Source organism: Gluconacetobacter sp. (assembly GCF_047721585.1).
Classification (GTDB): domain Bacteria; phylum Pseudomonadota; class Alphaproteobacteria; order Acetobacterales; family Acetobacteraceae; genus Gluconacetobacter; species Gluconacetobacter dulcium.
Genome location: NZ_JBDNXE010000116.1, coordinates 1 through 12,222, shown reverse-complemented (window position 1 = coordinate 12,222; position 12,222 = coordinate 1). Strand labels below are relative to the sequence as shown.

At 67.6% G+C, this 12,222-nt stretch carries 14 protein-coding genes; 9 read left to right on the top strand and 5 right to left on the bottom strand.

Annotated features, from left to right (window positions below; all coding sequences use genetic code 11):
• Together ABF821_RS16705 and ABF821_RS16700 are read right to left on the bottom strand one after the other, a co-directional pair.
• Positions 1-240 (bottom strand): Rieske 2Fe-2S domain-containing protein (locus ABF821_RS16705; protein WP_415530839.1); only part of this gene is annotated, 240 nt, incomplete at its 3' end.
• Between the two features lie 216 nt (positions 241-456).
• Entirely contained in the window at positions 457-1,383 is a 927-nt protein-coding gene (locus ABF821_RS16700; RefSeq protein ID WP_415530838.1) for an ATP-binding protein, read from the bottom strand.
• A 139-nt stretch (positions 1,384-1,522) separates the two neighbouring features.
• Here ABF821_RS16700 and yajC point away from each other — a divergent pair, with 139 nt between their 5' ends.
• Positions 1,523-1,903: a preprotein translocase subunit YajC gene (yajC, locus tag ABF821_RS16695; RefSeq protein ID WP_182972690.1), complete on the top strand. Its 381-nt coding sequence runs from the start codon at positions 1,523-1,525 to the stop codon at positions 1,901-1,903.
• Between the two features lie 164 nt (positions 1,904-2,067).
• Complete coding sequence (locus ABF821_RS16690; protein WP_415530841.1) at positions 2,068-3,450, top strand: sugar porter family MFS transporter; 1,383 nt, start codon at positions 2,068-2,070, stop codon at positions 3,448-3,450.
• Between the two features lie 55 nt (positions 3,451-3,505).
• Here the strand turns inward: ABF821_RS16690 and ABF821_RS16685 are convergent, their stop codons facing one another.
• A complete protein-coding gene (locus ABF821_RS16685; protein WP_183009355.1) occupies positions 3,506-4,114 on the bottom strand; it encodes a superoxide dismutase in 609 nt (202 codons plus the stop codon).
• A 147-nt stretch (positions 4,115-4,261) separates the two neighbouring features.
• Between ABF821_RS16685 and ABF821_RS16680 the strand changes: the two genes are divergently transcribed.
• Entirely contained in the window at positions 4,262-5,110 is an 849-nt protein-coding gene (locus ABF821_RS16680) for a squalene/phytoene synthase family protein (RefSeq protein ID WP_415530837.1), read from the top strand.
• Positions 5,111-5,123: 13 nt separating this feature from the next.
• On the opposite strand, the gene ABF821_RS16675 is transcribed toward ABF821_RS16680, so the two are convergent.
• Positions 5,124-6,020: an NAD(P)-dependent oxidoreductase gene (locus ABF821_RS16675; protein ID WP_415530836.1), complete on the bottom strand. Its 897-nt coding sequence runs from the start codon at positions 6,018-6,020 to the stop codon at positions 5,124-5,126.
• A gap of 121 nt (positions 6,021-6,141) precedes the next feature.
• Between ABF821_RS16675 and msrP the strand changes: the two genes are divergently transcribed.
• The 3 genes from msrP to ABF821_RS16660 all read left to right on the top strand — a co-directional run bounded on the left by msrP (position 6,142) and on the right by ABF821_RS16660 (position 9,662).
• Positions 6,142-7,098 (top strand): protein-methionine-sulfoxide reductase catalytic subunit MsrP, encoded by a 957-nt coding sequence (gene msrP, locus ABF821_RS16670; RefSeq protein WP_415530835.1) that lies wholly within the window; start codon positions 6,142-6,144, stop codon positions 7,096-7,098.
• Positions 7,098-7,709 carry a protein-methionine-sulfoxide reductase heme-binding subunit MsrQ gene (msrQ, locus tag ABF821_RS16665; RefSeq protein ID WP_415530834.1) on the top strand — a complete coding sequence of 204 codons (612 nt, stop codon included), beginning with the start codon at positions 7,098-7,100 and terminating at the stop codon, positions 7,707-7,709. The genes msrP and msrQ overlap by 1 nt, the downstream gene beginning before the upstream one ends.
• A gap of 456 nt (positions 7,710-8,165) precedes the next feature.
• Complete coding sequence (locus ABF821_RS16660) at positions 8,166-9,662, top strand: malate:quinone oxidoreductase (protein WP_415530833.1); 1,497 nt, start codon at positions 8,166-8,168, stop codon at positions 9,660-9,662.
• Between the two features lie 90 nt (positions 9,663-9,752).
• Here the strand turns inward: ABF821_RS16660 and ABF821_RS16655 are convergent, their stop codons facing one another.
• A complete protein-coding gene (locus ABF821_RS16655) occupies positions 9,753-10,367 on the bottom strand; it encodes an NYN domain-containing protein (protein ID WP_182972684.1) in 615 nt (204 codons plus the stop codon).
• Positions 10,368-10,589: 222 nt separating this feature from the next.
• Here ABF821_RS16655 and folK point away from each other — a divergent pair, with 222 nt between their 5' ends.
• The 3 genes from folK to ABF821_RS16640 form a co-directional block, all read left to right on the top strand.
• The gene (gene folK, locus ABF821_RS16650) at positions 10,590-11,087 is read left to right on the top strand and encodes a 2-amino-4-hydroxy-6-hydroxymethyldihydropteridine diphosphokinase (protein ID WP_415530832.1); all 498 of its coding nucleotides are present in this window, start codon (positions 10,590-10,592) and stop codon (positions 11,085-11,087) included.
• A gap of 91 nt (positions 11,088-11,178) precedes the next feature.
• The gene (gene rpoZ / locus ABF821_RS16645; protein ID WP_114727759.1) at positions 11,179-11,574 is read left to right on the top strand and encodes a DNA-directed RNA polymerase subunit omega; all 396 of its coding nucleotides are present in this window, start codon (positions 11,179-11,181) and stop codon (positions 11,572-11,574) included.
• A 4-nt stretch (positions 11,575-11,578) separates the two neighbouring features.
• The coding region (locus tag ABF821_RS16640) for an HD domain-containing protein (protein WP_415530831.1) at positions 11,579-12,222 on the top strand (644 nt) is incomplete at its 3' end.

The window sequence follows — 12,222 nt, the reverse complement described above, 5'->3', positions numbered from 1 at the left end:
GCTCAACGGCACCTGCCGATGGGCGCAGCGATCCTCCAGCGCGAAGACTTCGCCTTCAACAGGGCGGACAAGGGCGATCGGCAGGCCGGCATAGCGGGTGCCGATGGTCTTGCCGGCCTTCAGTTCGCGCGACCAGGCCACGGGATACCAGAAATCGGGATCACAGCGAATGCGCCGCAGATCCTCCCCGAGGGTCAAGGCGGGGCGAGGCATGCTGTCCGTCGAAAAAATCTGGTTCATCGTCTCTCTATGTGCTCGGTCGCCTGCGGCTGTCCGGTGGGTCGCGCGGCATCGTGACAGAAGCCGCACGCATTAAAGAGGCATCTCATCCTGTCGCGCAATTGATAATCCATGTCATTGCCCGGCAGCGGCAAGGGCCCGGTTTCTCTTCCCGCCGGTCAGGCTGGAAGCCCTTATGATATCAGGCAACGCACCGGTCGCCGGCCTTGATTCTGATCAAGGACGTGTCGATTCCCCAACGGGCTTCCCAACGGGCTCCCCAACGTGCGGCGAGGTGGCGAGTTCGGCGGTCAGGTCCTCGATAAACTGCCAGGCGACGCGCCCCGAGCGCCCGCCACGGGCAACCGACCAGGCATTGGCGCGCCGCGCCAGCTCGTCCTCCCCGATCGCGAGGCGCCGGGTCGCGGCATAGGCCCGCACCATGTCCAGAAAGACATCCTGCGCGCAGTTATGAAAGCCGATCCAGAGCCCGAACCGGTCGGACAGCGAGACCTTCTCCTCGACCGCCTCGGACGGATTGATGGCGGTCGAGCGTTCGTTGTCGATCATGTCGCGGGGCATCAGGTGCCGCCGGTTGGAGGTCGCGTAGAACAGCACGTTCTCCGGCCGGCCCGAGATCCCGCCATCCAGCACCGATTTCAGCGCCTTGTAATCGGCATCCTCGCTCTCGAACGACAGGTCGTCGCAGAAGACGACGAAGCGGCGCGTACTGGTGCGCAGCAGGGCCAGCAGGTCGGGCAGGGTGGACAGGTCCTCGCGCTGGATCTCGATCAGCACCAGGCTCCCCCGGCCGGGCGCCGTCGGCACGCCCTCCGCCGTCAGGTTGGCCCGCGCATGGGCGGCCTTGACCAGCGAGGACTTGCCCATACCGCGCGCGCCCCACAGCATCACGTTGTTGGCCGGCAAACCACGGGCGAAATGCAGCGTATTGTCCAGCACCAGCCGGCGTTGGGTCTCGACGCCGCGCAACAGGTCCATATCGACATGCGCCACATGGGCCACCGGCTCCAGACGGCCCCGCGCGGGGTGCCAGACGAATGCATCGGCGGCATCCAGCCCGGCCAGGCTCGGCGGCGGGGGCGACAGCCGCTCCAGCGCCTGGGCGATACGGTCGAGAAAGGGCAGGAGAGGGTGAGACTCCATCGTCGGTCCTGTGGCTGGAAAGGCGCGATCGGACCCGGAGCGCGGCGGAAAGCAAACCGACGCCTTGACGGGAAACGGACGAAAACTATGGTCCACTGCCTCAGCCCGCAACCCATTAAATGAGCGCCGAAAGCACGACATGACCGCACTTTCAGATTTCCTTGTGACCCCGGCATATGCCCAGAGCGCCGGAGGCGAGGGGGGGCTCCTGAGCGCCGGCGGGCTGATGTCGATCCTCCCTTACGTCGCGATGTTCGCGATCTTCTATTTCCTCCTGATCCGCCCGCAGCAGCAGAAGCAGAAGCAGTTGCGCGCCCAGCTCGCGGCGATCCGTCGCGGCGACCGGGTGCTGACGGCCGGCGGCATCATCGGCGTGGTGCAGAAGATCCGCGACGATTCGAACGAAATCGAGATCGAAATCGCCCCCAACGTCCGCGTGACGGTGGTGCGCGAGACCCTGACCTCGGTCGTCACCAGCACCGCCAAGCCCGCTAACGACGCCGCCCCCAAGGCCGGCTGAACCGCGCCCGGCGGCGGCCGGCGAACCGGCCGCTTCGCCGGCCGTTAAGCCCTATCCGGGGGGAAAGGGGCATGACGCTGTACGGAGAGATCGAGGCAGTCAGGGCCGAGCGCGGGGCCGGGCGGGGCGCCGAACGCTTCCAGCCCGTCTGCCAGCCCGCCTGCATGCGTGGCCAGGCCGGCGTGGCCTCGGGTCTGGCGTCGGTGGCCGGGCTCATGTTCGGTCTCGATATCGGCGTCATCTCCGGCGCGCTCGGCCCCGTCGCGCGCGAATTTCACGCCACCCGGCTCGTGCAGGAATGGATCGTCGCGGCCATGATGGTGGGCGCGGCGCTGGGCGTGCCCATCGCGGCACGGCTCTCCTTCGGCTGGGGGCGCAAGCACACGCTGCTGATCGGCGCGGCCCTGTTCGTGGCGGGGTCGCTGTTCTGCGCCATGGCCGGGTCGGTCGGCACGCTGATCGCCGGGCGGGTGACGATGGGCCTCGCGGTCGGCATCTCCACCTTCACCGCGCCGCTCTATATCGCGGAGATCGCCGATCCCCGGCACCGGGGCGCCATGGTCGCGATCTACCAGCTCATGATCACCCTCGGCATCATGGCGGCGTTCGTCTCCAACGCGCTGTTTTCCTATTTCGACACATGGCGCTGGATGCTGGGCATCGTGGCCTTTCCCGGCATCGTCTTCATGATCGGCGTCGCCTTCCTGCCGGCCAGCCCGCGCTGGCTGATGATGCGCGGCAAGCGCGAGGCCGCGCGGCGCGCGTTGCAGGACCTGCGCGGCCAGGGCCAGAGTGTCGCCCGCGAACTGCGCGAGATCGACGCCCGCCTGCACGTCCGCACCTCGGGCTGGGCGCTCCTGCGCAGGGACCGGAATTTCCGCCGCTCCGTGGCGCTGGGGGTGACGTTGCAGCTCGTCCAGCAATTCACCGGCATGAACGTGGTCATGTATTACGCCCCGCGCATCCTGGGCCTCGCCGGCTTCGTCGATCATGGGCGCCTGTGGGGCACCGTCATCGTGGGCGCGGTGAACGTGGCCGCCACCTTCGTGGCGATCGGGCTGGTCGATCGCTGGGGCCGCCGCCCGCTGCTGGTCTGCGGCCTGGTCGTCATGGCCATCGGCATGGCGCTGCTGGGCATCTCCCCCTCCGCCGAAGTGCGCGAGACGACGGCGCAGGCGCTCGCCATCGGCGGCATGATCTGTTTCGTGTCCGGGTTCGCCTTTTCGGCCGGGCCGGTGACATGGGTGCTGTGCGCGGAAATCCAGCCGCTGCAAGGCCGGGAGTTCGGCGTGGGCTGCTCCACCGCCGCCAACTGGGTCGCCAACATGATCGTGGGCGTGTCGTTCCTGTCGCTGATGGACCGCCTGGGCCTGTCCGCGACCTTCTGGCTCTATGCGGGGCTGAACGCGCTGTTCGTGCTGCTGGTCGCCCTGTTCGTGCCCGAGACCAAGGGCCTGACGCTGGAGCGGATCGAGCGCGACCTCGCGGCCGGCGTCAGGCTGCGCGATATCGGGCACGCCGGGCCGCTCTCCGGCGGCCGTACATGAAAAACCCGGCCCCAAGGGGGCCGGGCATTCCAGGTCACGCGGTACCGTCGGCCGTTCAGGCGGCCTTGAGCTGCGCCTCGGCGAACTCGTAGTTCGCCAGCTTGTCCAGATAGTTGGTCACGTAGTCGGGGCGACGGTTGCGGAAGTCGAGATAGTAGGAATGCTCCCACACATCGAGGCCCAGCAGCACCTTGCCCTGGCCTTCGGCCAGCGGGTTGGAGCCGTTGGCGCTCTTGGTCACCTTCAGCTTGCCGTCCGAACCCAGCACCAGCCACGCCCAGCCCGAGCCGAACTGCGAGGTCGCAGCCGCCTTGAAGTCGGTCTTGAACGTCTCGACACTGCCGAAATCCTCGGCAATCTTGGCGGCCAGCGCGTCGGGGATCGTGCCGCCGGTCGGCGACAGGTTCTGCCAGAACAGGATGTGGTTCCAATGCTGGCCGGCATTGTTGAACACCGGCGCCAGGGCCGCATCCCCCTTGACCGCCAGGATGATTTCATCCAGCGACTTGCCCTGAAGTTCGGGCTTGGCTTCGACGAAGCCGTTCAGCGCGGTGACATAAGCCTGGTGGTGCTTGCCGTGATGCAGCTCCAGCGTTTCCTGGCACATGCCGCGCGCCGCCAGCGCGTTGGTCTGGAACGGAAGAGTGGGCAATTCGAAAGCCATGGACGTTCTCCTTGGAATTGCAGCGGCGAAAACGCCGCCCGTCAGAGCTATGGGGGCGGGGAAGGGGCGTCAAGTGACGGAACAGGGACGGCCGACCCGCCGGCCGAAACTCTTGCGCCACGCCGTCGCGCGCGGCAAGCCATTGTCATGACACGCACTGCCATGACGGCCCCCCCGGAAAGACGCGCCGCCGCCGCCGGAGTTTCCCCCGGCGCCCCCATTGCCCGGCGCGCCGACCCCGACCGCTTCCTGTGCGCGCTGTTCCTGCCGGCGGCGGCGCGCGAAGCCGCTTTCACCCTGCTCGCCTTCAATCACGAAACCGTTCGTGCCCTCGGCGGCATGCAGTCCCGCGCCGTCGCGGGGTCGATGGCGGGGCTGATCCGCCTGCAATGGTGGCGCGAAATCATCGAAGGCACCCCCCACCCGCACGAAATCGCCGACCCCATCCGCGCGCTGATCGCGCAGGGCCGCGTGAAGCCCGAAACCCTGCTGGGCATCCTCGACGCCCGCGAGGCCGAACTGGACGGGCTGGCGGACTGGCCCGCCTGGCGCACGGCAATGCGCGGCGGCGCCGGCGGCATACAGGTCGCCATCGCCCAGGCGGCCGGCGTGACGGACCCGGACCTGCTGAAAGCGGTCGAATCGCACGGCGCCGCCTACGGCGCGGGCGGCCTGGTGCGGCATCTGGAACTGGTGCTGGCCAGCGGCCGCTGCCCGGTGCCCGATTCCGCGCTGGCCGAATCCGGCCTGTCGGGCGACACGATTCGCGACGGCGCCCCCCTGCCGCCGGACATCGCGCGGGCGCTGCGCGCGGACCTGCGCCGCGAGGGGCAGGCATTCCTGGCCGAGGCCGGCCGCCGGCGCCTGCCGCGCCCGGCCAGGGCGGCGGCGCTGCCGGGCGTGCTGGCCCGGCGCGACCTCGCCCGTGGGGCCGACCCGGCGCCACGCGGCCTCGGCGACCGGCTGGCCGTCATGGCGGCAATGGCATTCGGCTGAAGGCCGGCGCGCCTTACGGCGTATTGGCCACCATGCTTTCCAGCACGGCGAACAGCGCGGAATAATCGTCGTTCGCATGCGCCCGCCGCGTCAGCGACAGAAGCTGGGTGGTGGTCGCCATGGTCGGCACCGGGGCGGCGACACGGGCGGCGGCGTCCAGCAGCAGCCGCATGTCCTTCTGCATCAGGCGGGTCGGGAATTGCGGCCGGAAATCGCCCGCCCTGGCCGCCTTGAGCTTGCGCTTGTGATGGGGCGAGATCACCGCGACCGAATCGAGCGCCTCGAACAGCATGTCCCGGTCCAGCCCGGCGGCCACGCCGTAGCTGAAGCCCTCGGCAACGGCGGCCAGCCCCACACCCATGATGCCGTTGATCACCAGCTTCAGCTTGGAGCCACAGCCGGCTGGCCCGGCATGGATCGTCGTCTGGCCGATAATGTCGAAGATCGGCTGGGCGCGCGCCACAACCTCCGCCTCTCCGCCGACCAGCACCACCAGCGTCCCGGCATCGGCCTCCGGCGTGCTGCCCGACACCGGGGCATCGAGTGCGGCGATCCCCCGTTCGCCGGCCGCTGCCGCCAGCGCCAGCGAGGCTTCCGGCGACACCGAACTGGTATTGATCAGCAGCGTCCCGGCCGCCATGCCCGCCAGCACGCCGTCGGGGCCATAGGCGGCACTGGCCAGCGCCTCGTCATCGGGGACGCAGAGAATGACGGTCCCGCCCGAGGCTTCGGCCAACTGGCGGGGCGAGGGCAGAAAGCGGGTCGTGCCGTCGCCACCCTTGCCCGATGGGGTATAGGCTACGATCTGATAGCCGGAGGCTTCAAGGTTTCGGCCCATGCGGCTGGCCATGGCGCCAAAGCCGACAAAGCCGACAGTCCCTGCCGTGCCGTGATCAGAGGAATCGGTCATGGTCCTGTTCCTTTTCAATACCGTCCCGTTTCCGGCAAGGTGCCGGACGATCCCGGCGGTGTCACGCCCTCTGCCCGGCGCGTGCCGGGCCCCCAGCAGGCCCCAGGAAAGAAGGCCCCTCATGCGCGTCTTTCGCTACCCCGCACCGCCATCCTCCGCCATCACGCCACCCGCGCTGTGGCTGTCGCGGCGCGCCATTCTGGCCGCCGCCGCCGGCGCCGGCCTCACGGGTTCGATCCTGCCGCCACGCCCGGCCGGGGCGGCGGAGCTGGCGGCCCGTCCGGGCGCCCTGTCGGGCACGGGGCTCAAGCCCACGCCCCTGCGCGACGTGACGCACTACAATAATTTCTACGAATTCGGACTGGAGAAGACCGACCCGGCCGAACATTCCGGCGCGTTCCACCCCCGCCCCTGGACCGTGCGGGTCGACGGCATGGTGGCCAAACCCCGCACCTACGACATCGACGCGCTGCTGACCCGCCCCCTGGAAGAGCGGACCTACCGCATGCGCTGCGTCGAGGCGTGGTCGATGGTCATCCCCTGGATCGGCTTCGCGCTGCGCGACCTGCTGGCCGAGGTCGAGCCGCTGGGCAGCGCGAAATATGTCGCCTTCGAATCGGTGGTGCGCCCGTCGGAAATGCCGGGGCAGGGCGGCGTGCTGCCGGTGCTCGACTGGCCCTATGTCGAAGGGCTGCGCCTGGACGAGGCCATGCACCCGCTCACGATCCTGGCGGTCGGGCTGTACGGCCAGACCCTGCCCAACCAGAACGGCGCGCCGATCCGGCTGGTCGTGCCGTGGAAATACGGGTTCAAGGGCATCAAATCGATCGTGCGCATCCGCCTGACCGACCGGCAGCCCCGCACATCATGGAACCTCCGCGCTCCCGACGAATACGGCTTCTACGCCAACGTCAATCCGGCCGTGGACCACCCGCGCTGGAGCCAGGCCAGCGAGCGGCCGATCGGGGCCGGTGGCGGCTTCTTCGGCGCCGCCCGTCAGCCCACCCTGCCGTTCAACGGCTATGGCGAACAGGTGGCCGGCCTCTATGCCGGCATGGACCTGCGGCGCGATTTCTGATGGCGGCCTGGTACGCACGGTCAGCCGGCCAGATCCGGCTGGCCCTCTACGGTTTCGGGCTGCTTCCGGCGGCGGTGTCGTTCGTGCTGGGCGCGACCGACCGGCTGGGCGCCGATCCGGTCAATACATTCGAGCGCACGCTGGGCCTGTGGGCCTTGCGATTCCTGATCCTGTCCCTGTGCGTCACGCCGTTGCGGGACCTGACCGGGGTCAATGTTCTCCGCTACCGGCGCGCGCTGGGGCTGCTGGCCTTCTGGTACGCGCTGTTCCACCTGTCGGCCTATGTGGCGCTGGACCAGGGGTTCGACCTGCCCACCCTGCTGGCCGACGTGACGAAACGGCCCTTCATCATCCTCGGCATGGTCGCCTTCACCATCCTGGCCGCGCTGGCCGCGACATCGAACCGCTGGTCGATCCGCCGGCTGGGCCGGCGCTGGAAGGCGCTGCACCGCCTGGCCTACGCGGCCGCGCTCTGCGCCGCCATCCATTTCATCCTGTCTTTCAAGGTGATCCGGGCGGAAACGCTGCTCTATGGCGGGGTCGTGGCCGGCCTGCTGGCCTACCGGGTCTGGCGGGCCATGCCCCGGCGCGCAACGCCGCCGCCGGCCTGAACCGGCCATCCGGATTTCGGTGATGGTTCCCTTGCCACGATGCGGGAAAAGCCTGACAGTCATGCGCTGCCGGAATGGAAAGACCCGCAGTTCCACCGGGGAATTCCAGAAAATGGAAGCAATAAGAAGGAACAGGCCGGATCGGTCTTCTGTCCCCGCTTGCCGCGCCCGATGGAGCGGGTCAGGATGGGCTCGCGCAGAGATGATGTCTCGGAATGCCGGTTCAGATGGCAAGAGGTTGGGGCGTTCCGGAGGACCGGACCGGGTTATGGCTCTGCGATCCCGTTTGTGCGATGGGCGGATTGTCCGCGACGATACGGCCCGCATGCCACCCGGTTCAGGTTCGTCCGGTCCTTGGACGACCACTCTTTCCCGCCTTCGGTCCGCCGCGATGGGACCGGCGGCCCAGACCGTATTCACAGGCTTCGGCCTGCGCGCCTCGTTCCGGAGAATGTCATGACCTCGAATACGACCCGAACCGAATCCGCCTATGATGTCGTCCTGATCGGCGGAGGGGTCATGAGCGCGACGCTCGGCGCGCTGCTCAAGCTCCTGCAGCCGGACTGGTCGATCGGGATGTTCGGACGGCTGGACGACGTGGCGAAGGAAAGCTCCAACGCCTGGAACAATGCCGGCACGGGCCATTCCGCGCTGTGCGAACTGAATTACACCCCCTCGCGCGCCGACGGCACGATCGACATTTCCAAGGCGGTCGGCGTGAACGAGGCATTCCAGCTTTCGCGGCAGTTCTGGGCCTATCTGGTCGAATCGGGCATCATCGCCTCGCCCCGCGCGTTCCTCAATCCGATCCCGCACATGAGCTTCGTCTGGGGCGACGAAAACTGCGACTATCTGCGCCGCCGGTACGAAGCCCTGAAGGATCATCCGCTGTTCAGCGGCATGCGCTTCTCCACCGACCCGGCGCAGCTTGCGCAATGGATGCCGCTGGTGATGGAAGGCCGCACCGCCGGCACCAAGCTGGCCGCGACCTGGATCGCGGCGGGCACCGATGTCAATTTCGGCGCGCTGACGCACCTGCTGGTCAATTTCCTCTCCGGCCAGCCGGGTTTCGACCTCAAACTGTCGCATGAGGTCGAGGACCTGAAGCAGGACGCCTCCGGTTCCTGGCGGCTGGCGGTGCGCGACCTCACGTCGAACGCCACCGTGTCGGTCGGCGCGCGCTTCGTCTTCATCGGCGCGGGCGGCGGCGCGCTGCCGCTGTTGCAGAAGACCGGCATCCCCGAATCGAAGGGCGTCGGCGGCTTCCCGGTCAGCGGCCAGTTCCTGCGCTGTACCAACCCGGACATCGTCTCCCGCCATCATGCCAAGGTCTACGGCAAGGCATCGGTCGGCGCGCCGCCGATGTCCGTGCCGCATCTCGACACCCGCGTGATCGACGGCAAGGAGGGGCTGCTGTTCGGCCCCTATGCCGGCTTCTCGACCAAGTTCCTCAAACAGGGCTCGCTGTGGGATCTGCCGAAATCCATTCGCATGGACAATCTCGGCGCCATGCTGGCGGTGGCGCGCGACAACATGCCGCTCACCCGCTACCTGGTGCAGCAGGTGCTGCAATCCAACGAGACGCGCCTCAATGCCCTGCGCGATTTCGTGCCGAACGCCCAGGCGAAGGATTGGGAACTGATCACCGCCGGCCAGCGCGTGCAGGTCATCAAGAAGGACGCCAAAAAGGGCGGCGTGCTGCAATTCGGCACCGAAGTCGTCACCGGGGCCAACGGCACGGTCGCGGCCCTGCTCGGCGCGTCGCCTGGGGCCTCGACCGCCGTTTCGATCATGCTGACCGTGATCAGCAAATGCTTCCCCAGCGAACTGCCGCGCTGGGAGGCAAAGCTGCGGGAAATGATCCCGTCCTACGGCGCCCCGCTGGCCGACCGGCCCGAACTCTGCGCCCAGGTGCACGAGCGCACGACGCGCAGCCTGCAACTCGAAAGCTGAGAGCCTGACCGCAAACGCGCGCTGGCGGCCTGTCCTCCGCGCGTCTCGGCCGGGCAGGGCGCATGGCGCCCCGCCCGGCGGTGCCGCAAATCAGTCTTCGTCGTCGTCCAGTTCGCTGAACTGGTCGGCGGGGTGGCGGATCGGGGCCTGCTGCTGGCGCACGACCCGCGCCTCGCTCTGACGCCGGGTGAAGTGCGATGCGATATCGGCCAGATCGACAAACTGGTCGGCCTGCCGCCGCAGGTCGTCGCCGATCAGCGGCGGCGAGGTGCGCACGGACGAAATGACCGTGGTCCGCACGCCCTGGCGCTGCACGCTTTCCAGCAGGCGGCGGAAATCGGCATCCCCGCTGAACAGGATGGCATGGTCCATCTTCGCGGCCATCTCCATCATGTCGACGGCCAGTTCGATATCCATGCTGCCCTTCACCCGCCGGCGCCCGTTCTGGTCGACAAACTCGCGGGCCGTCTTGGTAACGAGCGAATAGCCGTTATAGACCAGCCAGTCGGTCAGCGGTTTGAGCGGGGAATATTCCTCGCTTTCCAGGATCGCCGAATAGTAATAGGCACGGATGATATGGCATTTCGAGCGAAAGAATGTCAGCAGATTGCGGTAATCGACATCGAACCCCAGATGACGCGAGGCCGAGTAGAGATTTGAGCCGTCGATGAAAAGACAAGTCCGTTCGCCGGGTTGAAAAAACATGGGTTATGAATCCTCGTAAAATGACCTGAGGTTGAAAAGTCGTGCGGATGAAGTGCCGAACCTGAACAATATGCTCAACAAACGTCAGATTAGAGCCGTCGCGGAAAAATTGATACGGTCGAAACGAAATATACAGGACGTTTTCGGGCGAAAATATAAAAAGTCAATTGGATATTTCATGTTTCAGAAGATTTCGATCATCCCGTCAACCAGGCCGTCACCATGATCCTCATCGCCATCGGGGCCAATCTGCCGCGTGAAGGGGGCAGCACGCCGATCGAGACCTGTCGCTGGGCCGTCGGGCGCATCGCCGCCATTCCCGGCCTGCGGGTGGTCGCGGTCTCGGCATGGTACGAAAGCGCGCCGGTTCCCCCCTCCGGCCAGCCGCCCTACGTCAACGGCGTGGTGAACGTGGCGGGCGAGATCGACCCCGCCGCGCTGCTGGCCGCCTTGCAGGCGATCGAGGCCGAGGCGGGGCGGCGGCGCACGGTCGCCAACGCCGCGCGGCCGCTGGATCTCGATATCGTGGCGATGGGCTCCTGCGTGCGTGACGCGCCCGATCCCGTCCTGCCGCATCCCAGGGCGGAGGAGCGGGCCTTCGTCCTGCTCCCGCTGCGCGATGTGGCGCCGGACTGGCGCAATCCCCGCACGGGGCATCGCGTCGGGGCGGCGATCGCATCCCTCCCGGCGCAGGAGATCCGCCGGCTGGACGATACGTGACGGGGCATCCCACCAAACCCGGCCTTGCGTTTGCGCCGCACTGTGGATAAAATCGTTTTTTTTAATAATGTAAATACCGGAGGCTTGCCTTATGGCGCGCGTCACCGTCGAAGATTGCGTTGAACGGGTTCCCAATCGCTTCGAGCTGGTTCTGCTGGCGGCGCAGCGCGCGCGCGGCCTGTCGCGTGGCGAGGAGATGACGATCGACCGCGACAACGACAAGAACCCGGTCGTCGCGCTGCGGGAAATCGCCGACCAGACGATCGAGCTCGAACAGATCCGCACCGATCTCGTCCGCTCGCTGGCCCGCGCGCCGGAGCCCGAGCCGGCCGACGAGGAAGTGATGGACCTGATCCCGACCGAGCAGAACATCTTCGGTCTTCAGGACGTTTCGGCCGAGGAAGAGGCCGCCCACGGCGCCGGCATGTCGGCCGAAGAGCTGGAGGCCGCGATCGAGGCCGAACTGGGCGGCCGTTCGCGGCGATAAGCCCATGGCAGCGGATGCGGCCGGCCCGACCGACATGGTCGTCGATGTCACCGCCCAGGCGCCGGCCTCGCCCGCGCCGGGCGAGGACCGGGCGCTGGTTTCCGCTGCTTCGACCGCGCCTGAAGGCACGGATGGGCCTGAAGACACGGATGGGAATGCGGCGCCCGAGCCCCCTCCCGCCCGCGTCATTTCCTGCGAAGGGCTGGTGCGGCGCGTCCGTGCCTATGCTCCGGATGCCGATCTCGACCTGATCCGCCGCGCCTTCGCCGTCGCGCAGGAAGCCCATGCCGGGCAGGCGCGCGATAACGGCGACCCCTACATTACCCATCCGCTGGCCGTCGCCAGCATCCTCGCCGGCTTCCATCTCGACCCGGCTTCCATCGCGACCGCGCTGCTGCACGACACGATCGAGGATACCGGGGTCACGCACGATCGCCTGCGCGCCGAATTCGGCCCGGCGATCGCCGATCTGGTGGACGGCGTCACCAAGCTGACCCGGCTGGAACTCCAGTCGGACCGCACCAAGCAGGCCGAAAATTTCCGCAAGCTGGTGCTCGCGATGTCCAAGGACATCCGGGTGCTGATCGTCAAGCTGGCGGACCGGCTGCACAACATGCGCACGCTGCATTACGTGCAGCGGCTGGACCG